This is a genomic window from Streptococcus sp. 343_SSPC (assembly GCF_001072385.1).
GTDB lineage: Bacteria > Bacillota > Bacilli > Lactobacillales > Streptococcaceae > Streptococcus.
In genome coordinates this window covers 36,796-60,976 of sequence record NZ_JVKU01000012.1, presented here as the reverse complement: position 1 = coordinate 60,976, position 24,181 = coordinate 36,796, and the positions used below count along the sequence as shown (strand labels likewise).

33 protein-coding genes and 1 pseudogene are annotated in these 24,181 nt (G+C 38.7%); 4 read left to right on the top strand and 30 right to left on the bottom strand.

The window, feature by feature from the left end; all coding sequences use genetic code 11:
• Positions 1–85: 85 nt before the first annotated feature.
• The 4 genes and pseudogenes from ADH27_RS02920 to ADH27_RS09840 form a co-directional block, all read left to right on the top strand.
• Positions 86–835, top strand: coding sequence for an amino acid transporter (locus ADH27_RS02920; RefSeq protein ID WP_048715552.1), 750 nt, complete (start codon positions 86–88; stop codon positions 833–835).
• A 52-nt stretch (positions 836–887) separates the two neighbouring features.
• Positions 888–1,763 (top strand): ABC transporter ATP-binding protein, encoded by an 876-nt coding sequence (locus ADH27_RS02915; RefSeq protein ID WP_048715551.1) that lies wholly within the window; start codon positions 888–890, stop codon positions 1,761–1,763.
• Positions 1,764–1,766: 3 nt separating this feature from the next.
• The gene (locus ADH27_RS02910) at positions 1,767–2,540 is read left to right on the top strand and encodes a membrane protein (RefSeq protein ID WP_048715549.1); all 774 of its coding nucleotides are present in this window, start codon (positions 1,767–1,769) and stop codon (positions 2,538–2,540) included.
• Positions 2,541–2,734: 194 nt separating this feature from the next.
• Positions 2,735–3,103 (top strand): annotated as a pseudogene (locus ADH27_RS09840) (IS3 family transposase); the annotation flags it as partial.
• Between the two features lie 46 nt (positions 3,104–3,149).
• Here the strand turns inward: ADH27_RS09840 and nth are convergent.
• From nth to ADH27_RS02755, 30 genes are all read right to left on the bottom strand, one after another.
• Positions 3,150–3,779 (bottom strand): endonuclease III, encoded by a 630-nt coding sequence (gene nth, locus ADH27_RS02900; protein WP_048715544.1) that lies wholly within the window; start codon positions 3,777–3,779, stop codon positions 3,150–3,152.
• 161 nt (positions 3,780–3,940) lie between these two features.
• The gene (locus tag ADH27_RS02895; RefSeq protein ID WP_048715542.1) at positions 3,941–4,633 is read right to left on the bottom strand and encodes a 5'-methylthioadenosine/adenosylhomocysteine nucleosidase; all 693 of its coding nucleotides are present in this window, start codon (positions 4,631–4,633) and stop codon (positions 3,941–3,943) included.
• Between the two features lie 27 nt (positions 4,634–4,660).
• Positions 4,661–4,999 (bottom strand): cell wall synthase accessory phosphoprotein MacP, encoded by a 339-nt coding sequence (gene macP / locus ADH27_RS02890; RefSeq protein ID WP_048715540.1) that lies wholly within the window; start codon positions 4,997–4,999, stop codon positions 4,661–4,663.
• 18 nt (positions 5,000–5,017) lie between these two features.
• Positions 5,018–5,566, bottom strand: coding sequence for an NUDIX hydrolase (locus tag ADH27_RS02885; RefSeq protein ID WP_048715538.1), 549 nt, complete (start codon positions 5,564–5,566; stop codon positions 5,018–5,020).
• Between the two features lie 9 nt (positions 5,567–5,575).
• Positions 5,576–6,955, bottom strand: a complete 1,380-nt coding sequence (gene glmU, locus ADH27_RS02880; protein WP_048715536.1) for a bifunctional UDP-N-acetylglucosamine diphosphorylase/glucosamine-1-phosphate N-acetyltransferase GlmU — start codon at positions 6,953–6,955, stop codon at positions 5,576–5,578.
• 376 nt (positions 6,956–7,331) lie between these two features.
• Complete coding sequence (locus ADH27_RS02875; RefSeq protein WP_048715534.1) at positions 7,332–7,772, bottom strand: ASCH domain-containing protein; 441 nt, start codon at positions 7,770–7,772, stop codon at positions 7,332–7,334.
• The gene (locus ADH27_RS02870; RefSeq protein ID WP_048715532.1) at positions 7,714–8,616 is read right to left on the bottom strand and encodes a putative PEP-binding protein; all 903 of its coding nucleotides are present in this window, start codon (positions 8,614–8,616) and stop codon (positions 7,714–7,716) included. The genes ADH27_RS02875 and ADH27_RS02870 overlap by 59 nt, the downstream gene beginning before the upstream one ends.
• Positions 8,617–8,657: 41 nt before the next feature.
• Positions 8,658–9,386 (bottom strand): GNAT family N-acetyltransferase, encoded by a 729-nt coding sequence (locus tag ADH27_RS02865; RefSeq protein WP_048715530.1) that lies wholly within the window; start codon positions 9,384–9,386, stop codon positions 8,658–8,660.
• A 7-nt stretch (positions 9,387–9,393) separates the two neighbouring features.
• The gene (locus ADH27_RS02860; RefSeq protein WP_048715528.1) at positions 9,394–9,873 is read right to left on the bottom strand and encodes an NUDIX hydrolase; all 480 of its coding nucleotides are present in this window, start codon (positions 9,871–9,873) and stop codon (positions 9,394–9,396) included.
• Between the two features lie 39 nt (positions 9,874–9,912).
• The gene (locus ADH27_RS02855) at positions 9,913–10,518 is read right to left on the bottom strand and encodes a DUF6707 family protein (RefSeq protein WP_048715526.1); all 606 of its coding nucleotides are present in this window, start codon (positions 10,516–10,518) and stop codon (positions 9,913–9,915) included.
• 59 nt (positions 10,519–10,577) lie between these two features.
• Positions 10,578–11,129 (bottom strand): hypothetical protein, encoded by a 552-nt coding sequence (locus tag ADH27_RS02850; RefSeq protein ID WP_239681764.1) that lies wholly within the window; start codon positions 11,127–11,129, stop codon positions 10,578–10,580.
• Positions 11,130–11,152: 23 nt separating this feature from the next.
• Positions 11,153–11,740, bottom strand: a complete 588-nt coding sequence (locus ADH27_RS02845; protein WP_048715523.1) for an SMI1/KNR4 family protein — start codon at positions 11,738–11,740, stop codon at positions 11,153–11,155.
• 55 nt (positions 11,741–11,795) lie between these two features.
• Positions 11,796–12,155, bottom strand: a complete 360-nt coding sequence (locus ADH27_RS02840) for a hypothetical protein (RefSeq protein ID WP_048715521.1) — start codon at positions 12,153–12,155, stop codon at positions 11,796–11,798.
• Between the two features lie 151 nt (positions 12,156–12,306).
• Positions 12,307–12,861 carry a DUF4304 domain-containing protein gene (locus ADH27_RS02835; RefSeq protein WP_048715592.1) on the bottom strand — a complete coding sequence of 185 codons (555 nt, stop codon included), beginning with the start codon at positions 12,859–12,861 and terminating at the stop codon, positions 12,307–12,309.
• A gap of 135 nt (positions 12,862–12,996) precedes the next feature.
• Entirely contained in the window at positions 12,997–13,926 is a 930-nt protein-coding gene (locus tag ADH27_RS02830; protein ID WP_048715519.1) for a hypothetical protein, read from the bottom strand.
• A gap of 89 nt (positions 13,927–14,015) precedes the next feature.
• On the bottom strand, positions 14,016–14,414 hold the full coding sequence (locus tag ADH27_RS02825; protein WP_048715517.1) for an NTF2 fold immunity protein: 399 nt from the start codon (positions 14,412–14,414) through the stop codon (positions 14,016–14,018).
• Positions 14,415–14,492: 78 nt separating this feature from the next.
• On the bottom strand, positions 14,493–15,233 hold the full coding sequence (locus ADH27_RS02820) for a hypothetical protein (RefSeq protein WP_048715515.1): 741 nt from the start codon (positions 15,231–15,233) through the stop codon (positions 14,493–14,495).
• Between the two features lie 162 nt (positions 15,234–15,395).
• The gene (locus ADH27_RS02815; RefSeq protein ID WP_048715513.1) at positions 15,396–16,091 is read right to left on the bottom strand and encodes an SMI1/KNR4 family protein; all 696 of its coding nucleotides are present in this window, start codon (positions 16,089–16,091) and stop codon (positions 15,396–15,398) included.
• 27 nt (positions 16,092–16,118) lie between these two features.
• Positions 16,119–16,682: a hypothetical protein gene (locus ADH27_RS02810; protein ID WP_048715511.1), complete on the bottom strand. Its 564-nt coding sequence runs from the start codon at positions 16,680–16,682 to the stop codon at positions 16,119–16,121.
• A gap of 54 nt (positions 16,683–16,736) precedes the next feature.
• Positions 16,737–17,021 carry a hypothetical protein gene (locus ADH27_RS02805; protein ID WP_023917559.1) on the bottom strand — a complete coding sequence of 95 codons (285 nt, stop codon included), beginning with the start codon at positions 17,019–17,021 and terminating at the stop codon, positions 16,737–16,739.
• A gap of 98 nt (positions 17,022–17,119) precedes the next feature.
• The gene (locus ADH27_RS02800) at positions 17,120–17,560 is read right to left on the bottom strand and encodes a hypothetical protein (protein WP_048715509.1); all 441 of its coding nucleotides are present in this window, start codon (positions 17,558–17,560) and stop codon (positions 17,120–17,122) included.
• 13 nt (positions 17,561–17,573) lie between these two features.
• Positions 17,574–18,287: a hypothetical protein gene (locus ADH27_RS02795; RefSeq protein WP_048715507.1), complete on the bottom strand. Its 714-nt coding sequence runs from the start codon at positions 18,285–18,287 to the stop codon at positions 17,574–17,576.
• 164 nt (positions 18,288–18,451) lie between these two features.
• Positions 18,452–18,841, bottom strand: a complete 390-nt coding sequence (locus ADH27_RS02790) for an Imm50 family immunity protein (protein ID WP_048715505.1) — start codon at positions 18,839–18,841, stop codon at positions 18,452–18,454.
• Between the two features lie 97 nt (positions 18,842–18,938).
• A complete protein-coding gene (locus tag ADH27_RS02785; protein WP_048715503.1) occupies positions 18,939–19,565 on the bottom strand; it encodes a hypothetical protein in 627 nt (208 codons plus the stop codon).
• Position 19,566: 1 nt separating this feature from the next.
• Entirely contained in the window at positions 19,567–20,094 is a 528-nt protein-coding gene (locus tag ADH27_RS02780) for an Imm26 family immunity protein (RefSeq protein WP_048715501.1), read from the bottom strand.
• A 9-nt stretch (positions 20,095–20,103) separates the two neighbouring features.
• On the bottom strand, positions 20,104–20,664 hold the full coding sequence (locus ADH27_RS02775; protein ID WP_048715499.1) for an immunity protein: 561 nt from the start codon (positions 20,662–20,664) through the stop codon (positions 20,104–20,106).
• Between the two features lie 329 nt (positions 20,665–20,993).
• Positions 20,994–22,352, bottom strand: coding sequence for a sensor histidine kinase (locus ADH27_RS02770; protein ID WP_003006185.1), 1,359 nt, complete (start codon positions 22,350–22,352; stop codon positions 20,994–20,996).
• Entirely contained in the window at positions 22,324–22,998 is a 675-nt protein-coding gene (locus ADH27_RS02765; protein ID WP_003006182.1) for a response regulator transcription factor, read from the bottom strand. Before ADH27_RS02765 ends, ADH27_RS02770 begins: the two co-directional genes overlap by 29 nt.
• A gap of 89 nt (positions 22,999–23,087) precedes the next feature.
• Positions 23,088–23,657, bottom strand: coding sequence for a PepSY domain-containing protein (locus ADH27_RS02760; protein WP_003006179.1), 570 nt, complete (start codon positions 23,655–23,657; stop codon positions 23,088–23,090).
• Between the two features lie 178 nt (positions 23,658–23,835).
• The gene (locus ADH27_RS02755; RefSeq protein ID WP_048715495.1) at positions 23,836–24,168 is read right to left on the bottom strand and encodes an SMI1/KNR4 family protein; all 333 of its coding nucleotides are present in this window, start codon (positions 24,166–24,168) and stop codon (positions 23,836–23,838) included.
• Between the last annotated feature and the right edge of the window lie 13 nt (positions 24,169–24,181).

Sequence of the window (24,181 nt, the reverse complement as noted above, 5' to 3'; positions counted from 1 at the left end):
GAACTTAGAAAACGAAAACCGAGTTACAATTGTTTAGTGAACTCACCCACATTCTGTTTATGATTATAGTTAGGAGAACTAGCCCATGTTTAATAGATTAACAAGCTCTGTATTTCAGTCTATCTTGAAAAGGAGAGATACGAAGATCTTCTTATCCTTTTGTCTATTACCTATCCTTGTTCCATTTTTGGCAGGAAATATGGAAGATATGAAAACCGACTATACGAATATTTTTTTATCTTTCTTTGATATCACTCTTTTAACACAGTATCGTTTAACAATCCCAGTACTCATTTTTTCCATATTGATTTCTTCCGTTTTTAGAGATGAAATTGATAGCAAGATCATGTTTTTATACAAAGATATTAAGCGTTCTAAAATTTTCAACGCAAAAATACTCGGACTATTTTTAGTTTATATCCTCTATTTATTTGGAACTTTTTTTGCAACTTTCATTACTTATTATGGCATTATGTTACCTAGATTTGGAGTTGATTCTAACTTCTTACCTTCAAGCTCGATTTTAGTAGAGAAATCTATATTGTCAATTCTTTCTGTGGTTTTACTTAATCTTATAACAACCATCATGGTTGCGATGGTTTCCATTAAATCTAAGACCTTAGTGGCTGTTTTAGTAGGAATCTTCTTCACTTTATTTGCCTTCACAGCTCCCTTACTGATTGGAGTAAAGTATGTGATTCCAACCACTTATGCAAATGCTTTACAAGCAGGTGAGTTCGGTTTAACGTTGTTAATCATCATTGGCTTGTCTTGCATTTACTTCTTACCTAGCTATTTCTCAGCTAGAAAGAATTTTGAAAGAATCGAGTTTTAAAAAGAGCAAGCTGACTCATTTATTATTTATAAAAATTGAAAGGAAACTAGATATGCTAAAAATTGAAAGTATTTCAAAAAAATTTGTTGGAAATGACTTTTATTCACTCAAAGACGTCAATATGGAAATCAATAAGGGGGAGATTGTCGGTTTGATTGGTAGAAATGGTGCGGGTAAATCGACACTCATGAAGTTGATGGCAAAATCACTAAAACCAACTTCTGGACTTATTACCTATAATGGGATCGATATTCATAGTAAAGACAATGTATTAACAGACTTTGGTATTATGATCGATCCAGTATTCTACCCAGAAATGTCCGTTATTGATAACTTAAAATTTTATCTACGTTTACATGGGAAAGAGGAGCTTTTTTCAAATATTGAACCAACTCTGAAATTGGTAGAACTATGGGAAGCTAGAAATAGAAAACCAAAAGGATTTTCTTTTGGTATGAAGCAAAGGACAGCCTTGGCAATTGCTTTGGTTGCCGAACCAGACTTCCTTATTCTAGATGAACCATTCGTTGGACTAGATCCGATTGGTGTTCAGAAATTAATTGATATTTTGAAAAAATGGTCTGATGAGAGACAAATTTCAATGCTTATTTCTAGCCACCAATTAGGAGAGCTAGAAGCCTTGTGTGAACGTTATGTCTATATTGAGGCAGGGCAATTAGCAGACGCTTTTGACGGGGCAGCTTCTCCTAGTTTGCTTGTGTACTTGAAGGAGACTAAGAATCTTGAAGGGATTCAGTCTTTATTAAGTGATGATGTCATTCTAGAAGGCAGCGTTTTAGACATTTCGACAAACATATCCTCTGAACAGATTAATGAGATTTTTAAAATATTAGGAAATCATACCTTGATTGAGAAGATAGAGGTGAAAGAGAACCACCTAAAAGAGATCTTTACGAAAGGACAGTAACATATGAAACAAATCTTACCTGCCATTTTCACAGCTGTCTGGAAGCGTAAAGAAACCAAGATTTACCTGCTGTTCGTTTTATTTCCAGTTATCTTTCTTCTAGCTTCCTTTTTTGGAAAATCTAATTTCATGCAAATTTCCGTAATAGGAGATAATAGAGTAAGTGGGATAGCCTTTCTAGATATGATGATCAGTTCAGCAGATTCATTTATCTTACCTACTCTTGCAATCTATTTCTTGACAATTTCTGTCTTTAGACGAGAGATAGATGATCATACTATGTTCCTATATAGAGATTTAAGCCGTAAGAACATATTTTTTTCAAAATATCTTAGTTTACTCTCAATCTTGGTACTATTTTATATTCTATTTACTTGTGTTTCTACAACAGTCTATTTTATCAGGGTCGTTCAGTTTCCTTTTGCGTCGAATACCTTTTTTGATAACGATTTATCTATTACTTTATCAACTCTAGAGGATATTTTTGGAATCTTTTTAAAAGACATTTTTTCAGTAACTGTCGCCTCTGTGTTATGCCTTTATTTAAAAACAGGCTCAACCATAGTGGTAGCTATTATTTTAACAATTGCGAGCATGATGACTTCCATGATTGGCGGAGGCATTGCAATGCTTTTCCCGAATGGATATAACAGATTGCTTAATGACGACATTTTATCCACTCCACAAGCATTCTTGGGAGCACTGGGCATTACCCTCGTCTATGCCTTTATTCTCCTAATCATTGGTTCTAAAAAGTTTCAAAATTTGGAGTTTTGATGTGACAGGACTTGGCCTGCTACCTATAATCTAATGACGTATACCTTGTCTACAATGTACGATTGAAAGATACACGTTTCTCTTTATCATCAAAAATAGATTGGAACTGAACTGCACCCCAAAAATTAGACAGAAAAAATCTAACTTTTGGGGTGTTTTTATTATGAAATTAACTTATAAAGATAAAGTTCAGATCTATGAACTTAGAACAAGTGGAAGCTATGTTAAACCAAGCCTTCAGTGAGGATCATTACACAAATACTATTCTCCATAGTGATCAAAGATGGCAGTATCAACATCAGTATTATCATCATTTTTTAGAGGTTAAAGGAATCCAACCGTCCATGTCACGTAAAGGAAACAGTCCAGATAATGGCATGATGGAATCCTTCTTTGGCATTCTTAAGTCTGAGATGTTTTATGGTTATGAGAAGACCTTTCACTCACTTGAGCAATTGGAGCAAGCTATTGTAGACTATATTGATTATTACAACAACAAACGCATTAAGATAAAACTAAAAGGACTCCGTCCTGTGCAATACAGAACTAAATCCTTTGGATAAATTAATTGTCTAACTTTTTGGGGTCAGTATACATCAGACCTCGCTTTTAAATGTCTTTAAAGTTATAGAGCTGCGGATAGTGATCACACTCAGGATTTTTTGGATGGCAGATAGCCCGTCCAAAATAGATCATGGCCTGATGAGCTGGGAGCCAGCGCTCAGGGGGAAGAACATCCATCACTCGTTTTTCCACTTCTAATGGTGTTGCCGACTTCTTGACAATATCATGGTGCTTGCAGATGCGCTCCACATGGGTATCAACAGCAAAGGCAGGAATGCCAAATCCTACACTCATGACCACATTGGCTGTCTTTCGTCCCACTCCAGCTAAGCTCTCTAATTCCTCACGTGTCTGTGGGACTTGGCCATCAAAGTTATCAAGCAACTGTTGGGCACATTTTTTGAGAAATTTAGCCTTATTGCGATAGAGGCCTAATTTGGAAATATGCTTGGCAATGTCGGCTTCACCGGCGACCGCCATGTCTTGAGGAGTTGGGAAAGCTTCAAACAAAGCGGGCGTTGCCTTATTGACCGCAGCGTCCGTCGTCTGGGCAGAGAGCATGACTGCCACTAATAATTCAAAATGGTTGCGAAAATCCAAACTTGGCTGGGCATCTGGAAAGAGGGCGATAATTTCTTCAATCACATGACGTGCCCGTTTTTTTGATAAAACCATAACGTCTCCTTTGCATTACTAGACTTTATTATAGCATGAAGTCCGTCTATTTCTGAAGGAATTAGCTTTAGAAAAGGAAGTAGGACAGAATGAAATTTAAATGATATTCATTCTGTCCCACTTCCTATTTATATTAGAGGCGCCTTAACTCTATTGTTTTTTTATACTAATCTCTTCAAGAAAGTCATCAAGGTTTGAGCAGAGCGCTCACCAGCCTCTACGATAAATTCATCAAAAGAGATATTGGCCGCGTTATCTGCCGTATCACTCATAGCCCGAATGACCATGAAAGGACGCCCAGCTGCATGAGCGGCTTGGGCAATAGCTGCTCCTTCCATCTCAACTGCCAATACTTCTGGGAAATGTTCCCGAATTGCTGCGACTTTTTCTTCACTCGCGATAAAGCTATCTCCTGTTGTAATCAAGCCAACATGAGTTGGTGTTTGTTCCTCAGCTAGCACTTTTTTCATCTCTGATACAAAATAGCGGCTGGATTCAAAGTAAAGTGGTTGTCCCGCCATTTGACCATACTTATAGCCAAACGCTGTCACATCTACATCATGATAAGCCAATTTGTCTGCAAGGACAATATCTCCAACAGCCATCCCTGGTGCAACGGCACCTGCAGAACCCGTGTTGATAATGGCTTCCACCTTAAAATCGTTGGCCAATACAGCCACACTCATAGCAGACATGACTTTTCCGATACCACTTTCAACCAAGACCACTTCATGGCGACCAATCGATCCTGTATAGTAGACTTTTCCTAATCGAAGGTGTTTCTCTTCGTTCTGCAAAGCTTCCACTAAGATTTTTAACTCTTGTGGCATGGCCGCAATGATTCCAATTTTCATAATCGTCACTCCTTTGGTAGACGCTCCTTATAAGCGCCAAATTGCAAGAATTAACAAGATGAGGAGCAGGATGACCCAAAATAAAATCTTATTTAATTTTGATTGAAAAACCTCATCCTTTTGGTTTTCAATCCGACGGCTCTTGGTCACTGTAGGTTGGACTCTGATTGGAATGGTCTCCTGAGGATAGGAGGCTCCTCGTCCACCATCTCCTTCCCTTGAGGTCACCGGCCGTTCATAACCAAAGCCTCTGTTTCCTGTCGGGAGAATTTTTGTCTCTTCCTCATCAAAGAGCGGGGGACCAGAGATTGCTTCTCCCCGGTTTGCCCGCTCAATCATTTCATCGGTTAATAAAGGTTTGCCCATCGGTTTCTCCTCTATTCTTTATTTGTTTTGTAGGTGTTTCCAGTATTGAACTGCCATAATGGTTTTAGCATCGCAGATATCACCTCTTTGGATGAGCTCCTCAGCTTCTGATAAAGTCACCTCAAAGAGCTCCAAAGTCTCATCTGCATCTTGAGGGCGAGGATTTTCCACTTTTTTCAAATTGGTCGCAAGATAGAGTTTGATCCGCTCGTTGCAAAATCCAATGGCTGAATAAAAATCATACAACAACTCTAAATCCGCTGTGTAACCAATTTCTTCTTCCAATTCACGCAGAGCAGCTGCTTGAGGATCCGCATTTTCACCCTTTTCCAACTTGCCTGCTGGGATCTCTACAGAAGTTCTCTCGATCGCCTTGCGGTACTGCTTGACCAAAATGGTCTTGCCCTCATCTGTGATCGGTAAAACCGCTACTGCTCCATTATGAAAAATCAAATCACGCTGTGCTTGACCTTTTCCATCGGGTAGTTCCACTTGATCTGTAACTACTTGGAAAATCGGTCCTTGGTAAATCTCCTTGCGTTCAATGGTTTTTTCTTCAAATTGCATGAAAATCTCCTATTTATTTTTAGGATGGTGAGGAAGGCGAGTCGCGTACTCATCCTTATTGACTTGACGGCCACGACCAATCGCAATCGCATCAGCTGGCACATCTTTGGTAATGGTGGATCCAGCACCGACTAAGGAATTGTCGCCTAATTCAACTGGTGCAATGATGGTCGAATTTGAGCCAATAAAGACATTGTTGCCAATAAGGGTCTTGTATTTATTCTTTCCATCATAGTTGACAGTGATGGTTCCTGCACCAAAGTTAACGTTGTTGCCGACTTGGCAGTTACCAATATAGGTCAAATGACCGGCTTTGGTATTTTCGCCAATAGACGAACCTTTGACTTCGACAAAGTTTCCGATATGGACATCTTTGGCAAGGCTAGAACCTGGACGAATATGGGCGTAAGGTCCTACTGTCACGCCATCGGCTACGGTGCTTTCTTCAATCATAGAGTTGGTGATGACAGCACCTTCCCCAATTTCACTGTCCACAATATAGGTTCCATTGGTTAAGACTGTCTCAGCCCCAATTTTTGTATGGCCTTTTAGGGTAACATTGGCTTCAATTTGCACTTCTGGTGCGATCTCAACATCGACATCGATATAGGCCGCATCTGGATTGACAAAGCTCACTCCATTGACCATGTGGGCTTGGTTAATGCGCCGACGCATGATGCCTTCTGCTGTCGCAAGGGCCACGCGGTCGTTAACCCCGAGACTTTCATCAAAATCTTTGAGCGTATAGGCCCCGACTTTTTCGCCAGCTTCTCGGAAAATCCCAATCACATCTGTGATATAGTATTCTCCTTGGGCATTGTTAGTATTGATATTCTTTAAAGCTTCAAAGAGACGCGCATTGTCAAAGACATAAGTCCCTGTATTGATTTCCTTGATTTGTTGCTCGTATTCTGTCGCATCTTTTTGCTCGACGATTCGAAGCACTTCCGCATTATCATTACGGACAATCCGACCATAGCCAAATGGATTAGCCGCTTCGGCTGTTAAAATCGTTGCCACATTCTTGTGATTGATATGGAAGTCGATCAAGTGTTTGAGGCTTTCACCCGTAATCAAAGGAGTATCTCCTGCAATGACAAGAGTATGGCCTTCAAGACCTTCCAAAACTGGCTCCGCCATCATAACCGCATGACCAGTTCCTAACTGCTCCGTTTGCTTAACAAAGTCTGTTTGTCCCGCTAAGACTTGCTCTACCAATTCCGCCTTGTGGCCCACAACCGTTACAGTCTTTTCAGGTGAGATGGCTCCAACACTACGGAAGACATGCTCCAACATGGAGATCCCTGCAACCTTGTGAAGAACTTTAGGCAAATCTGATTTCATACGGGTACCTTTTCCCGCTGCTAAAATAATGGCATAATTTGGCATAACATTTCTCTTTTCTGTACAATATCGCTTACATTATACCATTTTTTAGCTGATTTGAAAAATTGACGTAGATCAAAAAACTCTCCTATAAGGAGAGTCAGATTATGATCATATCTTCGTTGAGACTTTCCTTAGATGAGTACGGACATCAGCGAACTTCCACGAAGTTCCATGATTTAGTTTTGAACCTAAAGTTTCAAAACTCCCGAGCGCTTGAAACTTTAGGTTTCAAGCGCTTTTCTCACAGCGGAAAGTCTCAAAAAATCTTTTAATAGTTCTAAGAACTGAGCAGTATTTTTAGCTTGTCACAATCACTAGGCCTATTTTGTATAAAAACAGTTATTCTTTTTTCTGATTTTCTAAAAGGAGAGCGTATCTATAATGGGTAAACCTTGCGAAATTCTTCTAAAACCACCTTGCTATCAGGTGTAAACGTCAGACCTGCTTCTTCTAGACAGGCTTTGAAAAAGTCTTCATGAACCTGACGCCAATAAGCTAAGGATTTGTCTCCTTCACCTTCCTTATAGGCATGATCTGCTGACACTTGATGGAAAGGTTGAACAGAAACTTTTGTAACTTCGACAATGCAGACGGCCTGGTTTTGACTGTCTAAAATGACATCGAAAGTCCCTTCTTGGGGAAGGGGTTCGTCCTCTACTGAGTAAAGATCGTAAGCTGAGGCAGTTGCTGTTTTTTCGCCTGTAAACACCAAATCCGCTAAAAGGTCTGGGTCCAATCCAAAGGCCCAGGCGTCTATCTCATCTCCGATAGAGGGGTTGATTTGCTTGTAGGCATTCCACATTTCTTTCGGTGTCATGGGTTCTCCTTTGTAATTTTTTACTTTCTTCTTTTATATGTTTAAGATGGTCTGGATGGTCAATTTCTAAATCAAAAATCTCTGGAATAGAGCTGTAATGGAGAATACATTCGATACCCATCTGATTCATTTTTTGTATGAAAGAAGTATTCAGATAGCCTGCTACAGCAAAATCAATCTTGTTCTTCCTTGCTTTATCCTGCATCTGTTTCAACATATCTAACATAATTGGACTTTCCATATCATGCCATTGACTGTTTCTCACAGTCGCAAAAATAAAAGAAGTTAAATCATTCATTCCAACTACAATCTTTGAAATACCAGTTTCCAGTATCCTGTCCAAGTCGAAATAAGCTGATGGTAATTCAATCATCGTGCCGACTTTCCCGGTAAAACCATACTGACGCAATACTGTAATAGCTTGTTTTAATTGTTCGGCATCATTGACAAAAGGAAAAATAACAGACAGATTGGGATTGGTTTGAAAAACTTCTGTAACAACATTTGTCTCAACCTGAAATTCATCTGGACACGCCAACAAACGCCTGATACCTCTGTATCCAAATAAGGGGTGGCGTTCGTCAAAATACTCTTTAGTCCCGTCTAGAATATTTGCTTCTGCATTTGTTAACTCTGAAAAGCGATACCAGACTTCTTCATCTGAGTACAAATGACAAATAGTGTCTAGATAATCTTTCACAAATTGCTGACAATTTGGTAATAGTATGTTTTGGTTTAGTTCTCTCAACAAGTATTCCCCACGAATCAAGCCGACGTGGTGCAATAAATGGGGATAAACTTTTTCAACAATTTTTTCGCCACTAAGAGCTAGTTGATTTTGCATGTTCATTCACCTCGTCTTAAAAGATACAATATCAGATATCATTATACGACACTTTCCTCTAGTTCAAAAGCTTCATAAGGTTCAACTAATTCGTATCCTAAAAATTCTGCTACTTTTTTAGAAGCCTCGTTATGAGCATCCCAAAGTGGGAACATTCCTCTATTTAAACTCTCTAGAATCATTGCAGCACCAAGTTTTTTAGCAAATCCATTTCCTTGTTTGTCTGGTCTAGTTGCAACTTCCACTTCAACTGCTCCGTGGTAAACTAACCCTGAGGAAATCCCAGCAATCACTTCATTATTTTTAAGAATAACAAAGCCAAATCCACCTTTTAAAGCAAAATCCTGGTAGGACTCAAAATCCCCCTGTAAATCTTGTGACCATTCTTCCTCAGAAAGGCTGTTATAAATACGATTATCAATAGGCACAATATTGTAACCTTCCTCTATATGAGTAACTAGATCATTTAGAAGTTCAACTTGAAAATTTGCCTTATCCTTAAAAGAATAGCGAGTAAAAGAAATTAACCCACCTTGCCGATGCAGAAAATCTTGCCACTTAGTGTCTTCTGAAATAATAATCTTATAATCTAAACCATATTGCCTAACAAAATCTTCCCAAAATCTGGAATCCAACTCCCCTGCTAGGTATAGAAAATTTCCAATATCATAAAAGCTCGTTGTCCTATCACTGTTTCGATAGACAGTTCCGATTTGAGATTTAAGTCCATAGAGAACCATATATTTCTTCCATGTTTTAAATAGTTCCATTATCCCTCTATTTTACCTTCCAATTCCAATAGCTTGTCAGTTCTAATTCTGGAAATCCTCGTAACTCTGCCTTCACCTTCAATACTAAGGGTGAGGCATTTTCTTGGGTCATCTGCTCAATAGGGACCCAAATTGCATTTGCTGAATCATTGCTTCCATCATGAACCTCCTGAGGAAGGGATTGTTGAGAGCTCTCGAAATCGAGTACGATATCATAAAAGGCCATGATATGGTGCACAGCGAAGTCTTGCCCTTCTTCTTGAACCAGCACATCATACATCCTAGGATTTGAATACTCGCTAAGCGTATAGCCTGTCTCCTCCAGAACTTCTCTCTTGAGAGTTTCTGTCAGCCCTTCCCCTGGTTCTTGACTACCACCCGGTAAATCAAAACAATGCTGATAAGGTCCTCTCGTTTTTTCAATGCAAAGCAATTTCCCGTCTTGAAGACAGATTCCATATACACCAAAGTGATTTTTGATTTCCATATTCCATTCTTTCTATAAGTCAAAGATCGCTAGCTCACCTTATCCCTTAAAAGGAAAGAGGCTATAGATTTCATGCTCTTTGATATACTTCTTCAGTATCTCCATATTCTCTTCGATTTTTGCCTTGATATCAGTCTCTTCACAAGTCGACTCAGTAATAAAGAGGTAAATTTTCAGTAGATCTGTTAAGTATAGCAGACGACGTTCCATTTCCGATTCAGGACTTGAAGCTTGCTCGATTTTTGCAAGCTTTTGCTCCAAGCTATCACCATTCAAAAATCTCTGATGAACTCTCCTTCTTATGTTTTGAGTGGATTCCTCCCCTTGGTCTAACGGAGATAAAAGGAGTTTTTTATAGACGAATACTTGATTTTCTGCCTCTCTTTCCAGATAGACCAATAAAACCAGAGAGCTAGCAACAAAGGTCCAAGTGTTATAATTCCCTTCAAATGGAACTTGTATGATCCTATCTAATAATTCCTTAGCCATTTCCTCTTGACCATCCAGATAAAGTAGATAGGCCAGATGATTTAGCGATTCGAGATAGCTAGCTTGAGTTTTCTTATTCTTTTTGGGAACCTGGTTTAAATACGATACTAACTCAGCATCATTTTCAACCTCTTCGATTAGTTCTTTCACTTTCATTTCTTTTCTCCTATCCAGTTCACTTTTTGTTATTGAGAAAGGCTTTTCTCAGGTCAATCTTACCGAAATAGATATTCTTTCGCTGTTGTTTGGACATCCGGGGAAAGGTAGCGCTCTATCAAGTCACCTGTCCCTGCAATATATTCCTCCAGAGGGACATCTTCTCTTTGCCCCCAGAAATTTGAAAAAGCAAAATAGAACTCAAAAAACTCCGTCAAACTTGCGCTGAGTTTATAGAAGTTAGGATCTCCAGGACTGCCTGCGTAAACTGGAGAACTGTCATCTTTCATATCACAGAAAAGAATATCGTCTGTATCTGTAGTAGCGAATATTTGGTATTGCCCTTCACAAAATTGAAGAACATCTTGTAAGGCCCAGCATTCAACTGTCCTTGCGGGAGAATCTAATGGCAACAAAACGATATTAAAATTTTGATTAGCAAAAAATAAATCCTCTTTGAACACTATGTGTTGATAGTAATCAAGCAATTCTCCTGTCAAATTTGAGGATTGGATTCTCAATTTTTCATCTGAAAAACTCACCGATTGGGCAATAAACGTTGTTTCCTCATAGAGTTTAATGATCTTTTTTAATACAGTAACTACTGCCATTTTTTTCTCCTTGGTCATTCTTCTTACATCTCCCTTAAGAATTCCTGCCATATCTTCACTTCTGGATTTATCTCATGCGCTACCTCAGCATGCTTCCTATAATCCATAGCCAAGTAGCCTTGTTCATTCCGGAAAATAATACCTTGTTCATAACATACTTTAAAGGTTGTGAGCATAGATTTCAATGACCGGTATTCGACCTGAGCCTCTTCTTCAAATACATAAAAACCAAGTATTTGCCCCTGAGCTTCTGGAGCCAGGATCATGGCATAAAAATCTCCCCCTCCGCTAGCAAAAATTGGGAACCAAGACTTCTCCCAAGTATCCGTTTCTATTAGTTCCAAGTAGGTCTGGATACTTTCTTCCAGAGACATCAAATAAAAACCAGGAAAAAATGCCTGCTCACCGAGTGTGACTCCCTCACTGTCTTTTGATCCATTTCTCCAAGCATAAAGGGCATGCAAGTCTTGGTTTGGTTGCAATGGGATTTCCTCAAACAATTCTTGAATTTTTAAAGAAGTTATTCCCGGATTTAGATGGTCTACACAAGGATGATTTAGCTGTTGGATACTTTCTTCAATCTCATTTAATAATTGGATGATCGTTTCCATTTGTTCTCCTTACCTTGTATTTCAGTTCCTTCATCCCTATAATAGGATCTCCCCATTATTCAATCCCATCCTCTTTGTTATACTCTATCATGCATTTGACTGCATATTCTACCCATTCCCAAAAATCGTTAAACTCTTTTCGTTGCTCCCAGCCTTCTGTAGTAAAGTCATGAATGAGTTGGACTTTATTGCCCTTTCCTATTTCAAAACAAGCGGTATCATCACAATCTCCTCTTTTAGCAAATGGAATCAACTTTCGGGTTGGGTACCTTTCCTGCAATCCCTCATACAAAAACAGGGCCCATTCTGAATCCAACAGATACCAACAATCAAAATCAACTAAATTGAGTTCGATCAATTTTTTGAACGATTCAGGATACTGAAATATCCTTTCGTCCAGTAAATAGTTCTTCATTTCTTATTTCCTTTTTGGTACAAGATTGACATAGAATGCCAGCTCTAGATTATTATCAAGGTCTTAGACTTGTTCATTAAGATTTATATATTTTCTCCTACCAGTTCTTTTGTCAGGATGTTGACTAATAAATCCTCACTTTCACTCCACTCTAATAAGTAGTTTTGATTATTTCTCCCGAACGAATATAGGTTTTAAAGAAGTTTTTAGGAACAGAGGCAATCTTAGGTGTAATGGATAAGCCATAGTTTGCAAAATCTAAAGCTAGCTTCTTAGAATCGATTGCATCATAATACTCAACATACAATCTGCATAAGTTCACTTTGGTAATAGAGAATTGTTTTAACAACCAATCCTTCTCAAGATCCTTCTCGGGATCTATGCTCGAAAATACGGTAGGATACGACGCATACTGAGCAGTAAAATCGATGGCCTCTTGGACAGCCTTTTCCAATTCAGCTTGATCCATGCCATTTCTATGATCGATAGAACCTAATCGCGTTCTTAAAGCACAATCCACTTCTTCTAACAGTCCCGCGTCCAGAAAGAGAGGATGAAGGCCAACATTTACGAAATAGGCACTACCATCTGATTTTCGTTGAAAATAGATGACTGTGTAAAAATCATGATCGATTTTATAATAGTTATTGGTTCGCTTTAGTCGCGAAAAGCCATTTTTTAGGAAGAGTTCTTTGGCCTCTTTCATTTCTTTACCTCTGTTTCTAGCAGGATGTGGAGAGTTCCTCATTGCTTTTTCCTAGGAATCTAAATGGATATAGGTTATCCCTATAATTCCATCCGAATGCATGGGTTATTGACAATTTCCATCTATTCTACCCAACTACTCTAAGATTGTGCCAAGTATCATTTTATTTTGCTCGGATATCTGAAAGTCATCCATGAAATAGGGCAAAAAGTCATCAAGCAAGGGATGCCTAATTCCATCTATTGAGAGAGCTTTTTTCTGACGTTCTTTTAATAAAACCAAGATTTCAATTGGGAAATATTGCCATAGTAAGGTATTGAAGTCTACTAAATGACTATCTCTGGTGTTTGCTAAATGATAATCACACATGGATAAAATTGTTTCTCTAAAAACATCATCATCCTCTGAAAAAATAGTTTCCATAACCTGTTTATAGGCATCATTCACATTCTGATAAGGATTAGAGTCCAAGGGTTGATATTTGGCATCACAAGCATTCTCCAGCAGGTTAGCGAGTCGATCATCCTTACCATTTCCATAAAGAAAAACGACTAAAGGCAATAAACTCTTTGCTGAAAAGAAAATAATTTTTTTCCCTTTTTCAACTTGGGCTTCTTTAAAATAGGCTAATTTATCAATTAAAAACTCTACATAAGTATCATCTAGATAGGCAAGGGCAAATAAGATACTTAAACAAATATCTGTATCAAAGTTTGAGCCCCCTTTAGCCAAGTATTTAGCAGAAGCCATATCGGCCATTACAGAACAAAAACAGCCATTTAGCAAAGATTGATAGGTTTCAGATGTCTTGTTTTCTATAAAATTAGAGACTAGAGGATAAGGACTTATAGAATCAATCATATCTAAGTGATCATACAGGTATGATCTTACCTCACCATTTTCTTCGTAGTTAACTTTAACGCTTTTCTTATCAGATTTTAGAGCTGTTAAAATGGCTTCAGTATTAGATAGTTTTTCTGCCTCTAAGTGAAAATCTCTCGCCTTCAGTATTTGATTTCTAATGGTTGTTAATTTTCTTTTTTGAGTTGAAAGTGTTTTATTCATATTGACCTCTAAAATTTCATTACTTACACTTAGACTACCACTGTCTTTTGAAACACATTTCTTCCTGTCTTCCTACATTCTTCAGTATATCACAAGGAAGAATTGATCCACTTCCCATCACCAAGCCATTCTTTCTTATCAATCCACCATCGTCCTTCTTGAAACACCATTCGAAAACGATAGAGAGTTTCTAAACCAGAACGATTCTCCTTGATATAGAAGTAAGTTTGATTCCCGTCATACTCTTCATCGACGATGGGATGCGTTTCTAATTTATAGTCAAATGGAAATCGAACAGATAAAGATACTTCCCTTTCTCTGAGTGTTTTTTTAGATCTACAAAACTGATCAAATATAGCAGCTAATTCATCCTTCAACATCTCTTTATCGGCTTGCTTTCTTAGGCTTCTAGTGGCTTTTCTCTCCCAAGAATACATGGCCTGCATAAACTGGAGGAAGGTTTCTTTTGCTAGATTCGTATAGCTCATATTTCCTCCTACTTAAACAACGGGACTAATAGTTTATTCTGAAAACATAGGTTATAAAAAGCTGTATTGAAGTCGTTTTTAACCCTCTCGCATGCAAACATGTGGTAACTCGCTTCTAAGAAGATCCCTTTGCTTTTGATTTGTTCTTCCCGTTGTTAAAAATCGAAGATGTTTCAGACTCTTCAGGTAGCTAACTGTTGATGCGTAGTTAAAAATAGACGTATCGACAAAATCTAAAAAACGGAGCTCACTAGATGGATGGATAAAATCCAATTCTGGTAATTTTTTATTTGACGTAAATGAAAGATAGAGTAACTGATTTAAATCCCTTATAAAATCAAAGTCCGGAAACTTTACACCATAATCAAAGTGCAGATAACGCATGCCAGTATGAAAAGAAATGTTCTCTATTGTTTCCAAATTTGTCATGGAAGATATCCCTAGAGCTTTCACACAATCATTCTGGGGTAAGATGATCTTTCTTACTTTTCTAGCCCCAACTATTAAAATCTTTTCTACTTGTTCATATTTTGAAAAGTCTAGCACATCAGATTTACTTCCCATCAAGTAAATCACCCTCGTATTGCTAGGTAAAGAAAGCTGGTTAAAATCTACATCTTTTAGCATATCCTCTGGGTTTTCGACAATGTATTTTTGTCTTAATAAGCGATTGATATTGATGAATTCTTTATAAGTCAATGTTTCATCCAATAATGGTGCAATCTCTTCAATAGAATGCAGAGGCTCCATTGCCATTAGATTCTCTCTTTCGGAAAATCCTTTTTTAATGATCTCTAAATATTTATCTAAACTGGTCATCATTCACCTCTTTGCATGAATAAAATGCTTCGTTTTCTATTTTCAACCTAAATCATTTTACAATGACACCCTGACTAGAAGACTAAATCATCGCTTGTCGCCAAAAGGTTAAAATCACGAATCTTCAGAGTATTTTTTCTAAATAAACTATATCCTGCTTGCTCAATCTCGATCAAAAATGACCTTGACTCTGGCTCTACCCGAAGCGTCTAGATATTGCTCTAGTTTCGTAATAGACTCCTCTGAATCAGACAATTGAACAAACAAATCCCCATTGATGGTCATGACATCCTTTGTCGGTAAAAGCATGAGATTTTCAACACTTGGATCATTCACTATCATTAAGGAAGGGGAATAAATACAGCTTCTGGAGAGGTCTAGATTTCCAAATCGTTCCCTAGCAGAAACAAAAATAGATTCCATCCCACCTTGGGCTTTCAGAACAAATTCCCTCTCAAAAAACGCTTCAAAACTGTCGTAGATCTCGATAACATCCATAGTAATCCCATCTAAATAATAAACTTGATGACTTTGAATGTTCCCATCCTTCAATCTATAAGCGAATTGATCTCCAATTGCAGACATACCAAAAAAATAGTAGTCTGATACATAATCTCTCCAGACGTCTTTCCATACCTCATCCGAATTCCAGGAATCTAGCGTAATAGCTTGAGTAGAATCCGTCCCAAACAAGCGATAATAGCCACCATAAAACTCCAAGCCATTGGTCATGGAGAGCAAATCCAGGTGAGCTTGAGGAAACTGTCTGGCTTTGAGTTTTTCTAGTTCAAAAGCTGAGGCCCCACTTTCTTGTATGACCAGATCCTCACAACATTTTAAAAAATTCTTCATTTTCATTTGCTTCTCATCTCTTCATCTTTGGCTTTAGCCAAGCATAAATTCAATAAAGTCTTTTCGATAGGCTTCAGGAAGTTGCTCCTCGATAATAGCCATGATTCCTGTTAAAAAACCTTCTTTATAGTCCGACAAGTCCTCATCAATGTAGATGTCATTCTCAAACTTGGTGATTTCTAGCTTTTTCATCTGACTATAAGTAGACAAGAAAGTAGATAAAGAGGGGCTTAAGCAATAGAGCTTGGAATTCCCAGGAATCTTGCCAAATACAGGACTAAGCTCGCTAGTTAGATCACAAAAAATTGGCTCATCCCCCATCATGTGAGCAAAAACCACATAACTCTCTTTCCAGCTAGCATCCTGCCATCCTTCTGATGCAGCTTCACATAGAGGGAGAGGAATTAGAGCAAGATCATAGGGAGCTCCTCTAAAATAAGCTTCTTCCTCAAAGCTCAAATGTTGGTAGAACTCTTTCAATTGACCAGACAAATCTGGCTTTTCGACATGGAGACAGTCACTAGTAAATACAAGCTCTCCTAAGCCCTTGTTTCTATGATAGACTTCTACGAATTCCTTTAACAAATTGAGTATCATTATTGGACTCCTCTCACATTTTTGGGATTATATTTGGCTATTTTCAACTGACGATTACGTATCATTCTGACCGCTAGCGACAGCCTGAGCCCATATTCGTTCAAATTCCTCTTGACTAATCTTGATGGAGTCTGATAGATCCAACTCATCTTTCCGACCATCATAGAGTAGAAACCCTACTTCTGGAACATAATCCTGTAGGCAAGAGGAAGCATAAGAGTGCCCATTCAAAACGTTAATTTGTCGACTTGCACGCTGACCAGTAAACTCTGTATAAATAACTCCTAGGCCTGTCATAAACTCACTATTGCCATAATAATAATATTCTTTTTCACACATTAGAATCTTCCTTTACCATTTGTCTCTCCAAGAATGGCATTCTTTCCTCTCTGTCTCTTTCATCGACTAATTCTATGTTCATTTTCAATTTATAGAATTTACCGGTTCTTAGCCTTATTCTCCAAGACTCTCACTTCTACTTTATCCTCCGCTAAATGGAGATCCAATACTTTTTCCTGGTCTTTAAAGAATAGCGTCAAGTCTCTGGTAGAAATTTCACTAAAATAAGAGGGCAAAAATTCATCCAGAGACTCCATTTGAAACAAGACATAAATCGGTGAAAATTCCCAAAAAACTAGGATAAACTGCCTGCTATTGCCAACTAGACTTTGAATTAACCTACTTAAATCTTGAGTAGTGTGGGCAACAGGAAACTCATAAAGGCAAGGAAGTGGAGAGTCTATAGGATTCAACTCCCCAGCATACCAAGCAATTTCTTTAGGTTTATCGGTCAGAAAATGGACATCCTTTATCCCCTTCAAACTCTTGATTCGTCTTTTCACTTTTAACAAGGATAATTTCTTTTTTAAGTCACTCATTGTTTGTGCTCCATCATTCTGAAACAAAAATTTTGCTCACAACCTCATTCTCTTTATCCAGCAGATACAGGAAGTTACTTTTTGCTTCCAGTTTACCAAGCTTAGCCCCATAATCCATCTCATGAGCAGCGCAGGATTGAATCAACTGACGGATTCTCTTATCCTTTTGCTCTATCTTCCAAAACAAATCCACCTTATCCAGCTGATGCTCCACTTGAATGGAAAAGATCGTGGATTGGATCTTCTTCCTTTTCCACTCCCAGCTATTTTCATAATCGTTTTTCTCTATTTCATTGACTACATCATCTATCAAGGAGTATGGAATAGAGAGCTCCTGAAACACGCGCTTTACCCCTTTTACCAAGGCCTCTAAGAGCAGCTTTTTCTGTTCCAATGGACTCGAGCTTTCATAGCTAGAAAAATCAAATAAGACCTGAACAGTATAGACGCCAAGTAGGTTCATGATAGCTGGATTGCTAATCGTATCTACACATTCTACGATGATTTTCCAACAATCCTGGGTTATAACTGGTTTGAAAAGCCGTTCTACCATAGAGGTCATACATTTGGATTCATATACGAACGCTCTTCGAAGGTCTTTCCAATTCTGTCGATAGTCCTTAATTCTAGCTTCCTCGTAAGTTAGCCCAGCTGAGTCCATCAGCTCCTCAATCCTCTGTTGATTTTCCACATAGGGCTTATCTAATTCAAAATACTGTAACTTCATATTCGTGGTCTCGTAGTTTTTTTCTTGTAGAAAGGTCTAGCCTTAGGTCAAGGTCTAATATTTGTGCTCTTCCTTCACTTTTTCCCATAGTCGTGGTGTCCCTCCTAGCAATGGAGGATTGTTTGATCATCCAGAATCTCCGCAAATAAGCTAAGAATACATCTTTAAGTATCAATCTTCACAGGACCAATCTCAGCAATTCTAACTAGGTCAGAAGAACCCGATAACATCACATCATTTTGGTTTATAAAATTGAATTCAACCTTATTCTCTAAAAAGAGCAGTTCCAGTTGTCCCTTAACCTTATGAATCCCCTTAGAATAAAAATGGATTTCATCTAAATTAAAAAACTCTAAATTAATTTTTATGGCATTAAATGCACTTTTCTGCCACTTTTCAGGGAAGTCAGTTGGTAAATCATATACATAAAGGACAAGATCTAATTTGTAATCGTAACATAATACAGTATCAAGAAATACATTATTCAAGTCCAAATCACCATCAAACAAATGAATAATCTTTTCCTTCCCCACTACTTTTTCAAACCATTTCACAGTATGAACTCCTTTTTAAAAATGAATATAAGTCTTCTTTTTAAGATTCATTGTTTCCCTCTTTAAGGAAGTGACAGTTTCTCTCTTTAAGTAGATTTTAGAATAGACTAACTCTTCTGCCGTCCTTTCCTTTTGTAACGTCATTGATTAAGTCCTTGACGATAGATATATCGAACTGACGAGAAAAGTCAACAATTTTCTGACGATTCTGTTCTGGATAAAGATATGATGCAGCCAAAATAAATAAAAATGGATTTGTGACTTGACCAATATGCTCAAGGTATTTAGGCTGAGTCACATGAGACATAATTTTGTTAAAATCGTCATCTTTCAGAACAATCTTTCTCTGATATATCGCTGCACAAGCTCCTGCAGCTTGAGATGAGTTATTCGATTCCAAAGACTCATAGACAAAAGATAAGTTCTCTGTTTCTAAATTTTCTAGATAAGCAATCGCTACTGCTAGAGAGCGATAGGTTACAGGGGTTGGAATGTCTCTCAGCAGTAATGACTTCAGATAGGGGACTTCTTCTGTGCAATCCGTTGCAGCCATGGCGTAGAGCAAGTACATTTGTGATTCCCACGATCTAGTCTTTTCCATCTCCCCTTCCAAGGCCTGATGCAAGAATGGTCCATATCCTTTTAGTCTGCCCTTTAAAATTTTTTTCGCTGCCTTTTTTACCAAGGGCGTTCGTCCTGAAGTCAACTCATCTACATAGTCCATCTCAAACTCCTTTATTTCCTCTGCTTGCCAGTTCTTCTTCCAAGATTCTGTTATAAACTATACTTCCGACACAGGCTTCCCAGTCCAGCTCCTCAACTTCTTCCCTAGAAAAAATCTTAGGTTCCCGCCTACCATCTAGCCAGACCTTCCCAAAGTGAAGACCATTTGGGTCTCCCCACTTAAAGGCTAAATCTTTAAAAGGGCTTGGATCAAAATCCGCTTGGTGACCAATTATCTGCCAAGACCATACTGGACTTCGATCAAACAAGGTGTAGGAATCTGCAATGATGGGCTTACCCATAAATTGAGCACGAATTAGCTCCTCAACTGTTATAGTAGGCCTTGCTTGAAAGATATCGAAAAATTGAATGACATGACCAACGTTCACTTTTCCAAGGATTTGACCAAATACAAACATTTCCTCCGAAAATTGATAGCAAAAAATATCACCAATTTTAATAAATCGAAGTTTTGTTCGTGGCTTTTCATTCCACTCTCGAATCTTTATCTGGGGCAATCTTTTCTCCATAATTAATTCCTACTGCTCTTTATTTAAGATATGAAAGAGATCATCTCTTAGAACGATTCCATCATCTTCTATCAAATAGGCCATGTGCTCCCAGAAGGGCAATTCTTGTTCAAGGGACTTTTCCAAGGCAAGTACTTGAGCCTTCAAGTTTGCTGCAATCTCTTCGACTTCATCTTGCTCAATCTCATAAAACTTTGCTTTCAAAAGGAAGATGCTTGATAGAAAGAGCGAATAAGAGGAAACAAAAGTATGCAAGGAAGAATTGACATAAACCCTCGATTCTTGAAAAACTTCCCTTCCTTCTTGATTGCAAAGTAAGAAGACTTGCTTCTCTTCTCCAATTACAAAGGCACCTAAAAAACACTGGCCAACAAGCCTATAGCTCTCCTGATTTTTCCTTAGTTCGACTAGTTCGTCACCTGCTTTAACAAAAGAAAATCCCATTTTAGAATAATCCTCTAAATATGCCAAAAGGTTGAAACGGACCTCATCAAGACGAAATGGTTTCTCCTTTGTAGGCACCACACAAAAACCAAGCTCCTTCACTAATTCATTGATATTGACTGTCATTTCTCTATCCTTTCTTCTGCTGACTATCTCTGATGCTATTCACATAAGAGCTAGTCAAGTGCCCAGTCCAGTTCCAAACACTTAGCAACATCCTCAAAATAATCATCCCAGGCCCATTGGCAATCCTTCCGACTCAACAGATAATCCATCTACTTTTTATTTGACCTCCATATTACAGGTCCCTTTTAGGCTATCATACCATAAGATTCCCTTTCCATAAAGCTAAAACAGAAAATGAGCCTAGCGGTTTTACTAGACTCATTTTATCCTTATTATTTCACTTTATTATTTTCCCTTTTCAACCCATACTGATCGCTCAATCAACCGTCTTAGACAGAAGTCTTGTCCTGGATCTGTGGGAAAGTCACACGAAAGAGACTTCCTTTTCCTTCTTCAGAGATGATTTTCACCTCTGCTCGATGGAGGTCTGCAATGTCCTTAATAAAGGACAACCCAAGTCCGATACCACTATTGAGGCCCTTGTTCCGAGAATCCTCCACCTGATAGAAGCGATCCCAAATCTTGCCCAAATGGTCTGGCGCAATCCCAATACCATCATCCGCTACCTTGAGAACAGCACCAGCTGGACTAGCCACCAAGTGGATGGCAACCTTGGTCTTGGTAAATTTCACTGCATTGCTCAATAGATTATCCAGCATCCGAGTGACCAAAACAGCATCCCCCTGAATCCAGAGGTCCGGCTGAATGCTCACTTCAAAGGCTATGGGGCTTTCGCCCCACTTTCTTTCCTGTCCCTGACAATAATCTGACACCAGGGTTGATAGACAAACGGGTTTTAAATCCGACCACTGCAGGTGTTGGGTCTTGGATATTTCCAAGATCTGCTCGGTCATCGATTTCATTAATTTAGCCTGCCGATGAATGACCGTCAAAGATTCCTTGGTCTCCTCTAGGTTATCTGCATATTTGGAGCCAAACTCACTCTCCGAAACGATGACTGACAGAGGGGTCCGCAACTCATGGGATACATTTTGGTTGAATTGCTTTTCTTTCTCAAAAGTCGACTGAACAGAAGAAATCAAATTATTAAAGACCTTGGTAAGACGAGACGTTTCTACATAATCCTTCTGATGCTCGGTCGACACGCGCTTACTGTAGTCTCCGCTCTCTGCAATTTCCTCTGCCATTTGGGTCACCTCTCTGATCGGCAGAAAGGCCTTACGAAGGATCCGACGTCCACCCCAGGCCATCCCAAGGATGGACAGAGGAGCTAGAATGGCCAAGGAAAGAAGAAAGATACTTAATTCTCTTCCTAGACCAGAAGCAAGGCGCACGCCCCGTATCCATTTGCCCTCACTTTCATTATAGACATCAAAATAATAATAGGTTGCTTGGGAAGAGGTATACGTCGACAATTTCCCAGACTCAAAGCCAGCATTGATATCAAAGCCACTTGGCAGAGCACCCTGCTCCAACTTCATGTTTTGATTGTAGAGTGCAAAATAATTGCCGTCATCAAAGGGCTCAAATTCCTCAAGGTCTGAAGCTACTTCCATGGTCTTCTGCTCCAGTTCCCCACGTGAGCTATAGCTGGACCAGGCTCCGGAAATGATAAAAGAAGCACAAAACATAAGAACAAAGAGAAAAGAAACAAAGAGGGTATACCACAATGTCACCTTAGAAACGATGGAGGGAGACTTAGAGTCCTTCTTCATTTTTGAAAACATAGCCCATCCCCCTTTTTGTCTGAATAATCGATGGATTACCTAATTTTTTGCGGATATTCTTGACTAAAACATCAATGATATTAGACTCTCCAACATAATCAAAATCCCAAATATGCTCACGAATCTGTTCCCGACTTAAAACCACATTGGGATGGCGCACCAGACACTCTAGTAACTCATACTCCTTGGAAGTCAGGTCAACCAAAACACCCTTGTGTTGGATGGTCTTTTTTGCCAGGTCTAAGGAATAGTCACCAAATTGGACCAGGTTGGTCAAGTTTTCTCGATTATTTCGTCTCAGCATGACGCGAATCCGAGCCAGTAATTCATCAAATTCAAAGGGTTTGACCAAGTAGTCGTCTGCACCAGCATCCAGTCCTGTTACCTTGTCTTCTAGGCTATCTTTAGCCGTTAGCATCAGAACTGGGGTCTTAATCTGATGATTTCTCAAGTAGCTCAATACCCCCAAACCATCTAGCTGCGGCATCATAATATCTGAAATAATCACGTCATACTGGGACACACGAATGTAGTCCAAGGCCTCCTGACCATCATAGGCCGCATCAACACTATACTGCTGGGTTTTCAGTAATTTAACGATGCTACGATTCAAATCTACTTCGTCTTCAATCACTAATACTTTCATAGCCACTTACTCCAAATTTCTTCCCTTATTATACCATGCTTCCATAAAAAATCTCGGCTAGGAAAAGCCTAGTCGAGATCTTACTCTAGTTAATCGTGATCCAGCTCCACATCTTCTTCCAATACGGTACCTGTATTGGCATCTAACTCTAACTCAATTTTTTGATTGCCTTCTCGCAAGCTAACGCTATAGACAAGTTTACCATCTTCTACATCTAACTCTACTTTTTCGATACTAGCATTCGAGTATTTTGATTTCAGCTGGCTCTCTACCTTAGCCAAGTCCAACTGAACACTTGCTCCGATTAATTGCTGATCTTCACGATCCTGACTCAGATCCTTAGTTTTTGACTTCAAGATAGCACCAGACTGGCCATCGATCTTATATTCTTTTTCATTTTTTCCATCCAAGATGGTCACTTCATACACTGCTTTTCCATGTTTTTCTTCTTGCTCGTAGCCAATCACTTTTCCACCCTTAGCTTCTTTCAGAGCTTTTTCTTGAGCTTGTGCAAGGGTGACAGATGCAGTCACTGTTGAAGAAGTAGTCTTTTTACTTGTTCCAGTATTGGCAAAGGCTACTACAGAGCCTAGAGCGGCAGTTGATAGAGAGAAGATTGCGAGACTTGCAACGGCTTTTTGTTTAATTGATTTTTTCATGTTAGTTTCCAACTTTCTTTTTTTCTTATCAAGTTCTTCTTGATGATTCTATTTTATCTAAGAAAGATGAATCCAAAATGAATGAGAAAAGATTTTTTAAAAAATTTTTTAAAAAAGACTGAGTAAATCGACTAGCTATTTGCAACTCGATTTCTCAGTCTCCTTTCTATGTTCTATCTTACTCCTCCTGCAAGATCTGATTAATAAAGTCTGCAATTGATTCAGCTACCTTTTGCATTTCGAGAGAACCTAGCGCACCTAGATCATTTTCATAAATGCTATCGTCCCCATTCTTTTTGAGGAAATAGGCCAGATCCCCATCTTGACCGATCATAAAGAAATCTGGTTCATCCTCATCAATCTGGTAGGTTTGATTGCGTTCGGTAAGATCCTCTTTAGCATAGAGGTAAATACCTGTCTCACCAATGTCATAACCTGGCTGATCCCCTAAGTCATCAAGAAATGCCTGATATCCTTTCGGCAAGGAAAAACCAAAATCATATTCGTGCATGCTTTAACCTCCT

What these genes read in the sequence shown, in the direction of transcription:
- ADH27_RS02810 (WP_048715511.1), bottom strand. Translation starts at nt 16,682, where the DNA reads ATGATACTCAATTTGTTAAAGGAATTCGTAGAAGTCTATCATAGAAAC.
- ADH27_RS02910 (WP_048715549.1), top strand. Translation starts at nt 1,767, where the DNA reads ATGAAACAAATCTTACCTGCCATTTTCACAGCTGTCTGGAAGCGTAAA.
- macP (WP_048715540.1), bottom strand. Translation starts at nt 4,999, where the DNA reads ATGGGCAAACCTTTATTAACCGATGAAATGATTGAGCGGGCAAACCGG.
- ADH27_RS02850 (WP_239681764.1), bottom strand. Translation starts at nt 11,129, where the DNA reads ATGGCAGTAGTTACTGTATTAAAAAAGATCATTAAACTCTATGAGGAA.
- ADH27_RS02815 (WP_048715513.1), bottom strand. Translation starts at nt 16,091, where the DNA reads ATGAAAATGAAGAATTTTTTAAAATGTTGTGAGGATCTGGTCATACAA.
- ADH27_RS02805 (WP_023917559.1), bottom strand. Translation starts at nt 17,021, where the DNA reads ATGTGTGAAAAAGAATATTATTATTATGGCAATAGTGAGTTTATGACA.
- ADH27_RS02875 (WP_048715534.1), bottom strand. Translation starts at nt 7,772, where the DNA reads ATGACACCGAAAGAAATGTGGAATGCCTACAAGCAAATCAACCCCTCT.
- ADH27_RS02785 (WP_048715503.1), bottom strand. Translation starts at nt 19,565, where the DNA reads ATGGACTATGTAGATGAGTTGACTTCAGGACGAACGCCCTTGGTAAAA.
- ADH27_RS02775 (WP_048715499.1), bottom strand. Translation starts at nt 20,664, where the DNA reads ATGACAGTCAATATCAATGAATTAGTGAAGGAGCTTGGTTTTTGTGTG.
- ADH27_RS02820 (WP_048715515.1), bottom strand. Translation starts at nt 15,233, where the DNA reads ATGACCAGTTTAGATAAATATTTAGAGATCATTAAAAAAGGATTTTCC.
- ADH27_RS02770 (WP_003006185.1), bottom strand. Translation starts at nt 22,352, where the DNA reads ATGTTTTCAAAAATGAAGAAGGACTCTAAGTCTCCCTCCATCGTTTCT.
- ADH27_RS02835 (WP_048715592.1), bottom strand. Translation starts at nt 12,861, where the DNA reads ATGAAAGAGGCCAAAGAACTCTTCCTAAAAAATGGCTTTTCGCGACTA.
- glmU (WP_048715536.1), bottom strand. Translation starts at nt 6,955, where the DNA reads ATGCCAAATTATGCCATTATTTTAGCAGCGGGAAAAGGTACCCGTATG.
- ADH27_RS02855 (WP_048715526.1), bottom strand. Translation starts at nt 10,518, where the DNA reads ATGAAAGTGAAAGAACTAATCGAAGAGGTTGAAAATGATGCTGAGTTA.
- ADH27_RS02760 (WP_003006179.1), bottom strand. Translation starts at nt 23,657, where the DNA reads ATGAAAAAATCAATTAAACAAAAAGCCGTTGCAAGTCTCGCAATCTTC.
- ADH27_RS02895 (WP_048715542.1), bottom strand. Translation starts at nt 4,633, where the DNA reads ATGAAAATTGGAATCATTGCGGCCATGCCACAAGAGTTAAAAATCTTA.
- ADH27_RS02870 (WP_048715532.1), bottom strand. Translation starts at nt 8,616, where the DNA reads ATGCAAAATCAACTAGCTCTTAGTGGCGAAAAAATTGTTGAAAAAGTT.
- ADH27_RS02830 (WP_048715519.1), bottom strand. Translation starts at nt 13,926, where the DNA reads ATGAATAAAACACTTTCAACTCAAAAAAGAAAATTAACAACCATTAGA.
- ADH27_RS02845 (WP_048715523.1), bottom strand. Translation starts at nt 11,740, where the DNA reads ATGGAAACGATCATCCAATTATTAAATGAGATTGAAGAAAGTATCCAA.
- ADH27_RS02865 (WP_048715530.1), bottom strand. Translation starts at nt 9,386, where the DNA reads ATGGAACTATTTAAAACATGGAAGAAATATATGGTTCTCTATGGACTT.
- ADH27_RS02915 (WP_048715551.1), top strand. Translation starts at nt 888, where the DNA reads ATGCTAAAAATTGAAAGTATTTCAAAAAAATTTGTTGGAAATGACTTT.
- ADH27_RS02765 (WP_003006182.1), bottom strand. Translation starts at nt 22,998, where the DNA reads ATGAAAGTATTAGTGATTGAAGACGAAGTAGATTTGAATCGTAGCATC.
- ADH27_RS02840 (WP_048715521.1), bottom strand. Translation starts at nt 12,155, where the DNA reads ATGAAGAACTATTTACTGGACGAAAGGATATTTCAGTATCCTGAATCG.
- ADH27_RS02860 (WP_048715528.1), bottom strand. Translation starts at nt 9,873, where the DNA reads ATGGAAATCAAAAATCACTTTGGTGTATATGGAATCTGTCTTCAAGAC.
- nth (WP_048715544.1), bottom strand. Translation starts at nt 3,779, where the DNA reads ATGGTTTTATCAAAAAAACGGGCACGTCATGTGATTGAAGAAATTATC.
- ADH27_RS02795 (WP_048715507.1), bottom strand. Translation starts at nt 18,287, where the DNA reads ATGAAGTTACAGTATTTTGAATTAGATAAGCCCTATGTGGAAAATCAA.
- ADH27_RS02800 (WP_048715509.1), bottom strand. Translation starts at nt 17,560, where the DNA reads ATGAGTGACTTAAAAAAGAAATTATCCTTGTTAAAAGTGAAAAGACGA.
- ADH27_RS02885 (WP_048715538.1), bottom strand. Translation starts at nt 5,566, where the DNA reads ATGCAATTTGAAGAAAAAACCATTGAACGCAAGGAGATTTACCAAGGA.
- ADH27_RS02825 (WP_048715517.1), bottom strand. Translation starts at nt 14,414, where the DNA reads ATGAGCTATACGAATCTAGCAAAAGAAACCTTCCTCCAGTTTATGCAG.
- ADH27_RS02780 (WP_048715501.1), bottom strand. Translation starts at nt 20,094, where the DNA reads ATGGAGAAAAGATTGCCCCAGATAAAGATTCGAGAGTGGAATGAAAAG.
- ADH27_RS02755 (WP_048715495.1), bottom strand. Translation starts at nt 24,168, where the DNA reads ATGCACGAATATGATTTTGGTTTTTCCTTGCCGAAAGGATATCAGGCA.
- ADH27_RS02920 (WP_048715552.1), top strand. Translation starts at nt 86, where the DNA reads ATGTTTAATAGATTAACAAGCTCTGTATTTCAGTCTATCTTGAAAAGG.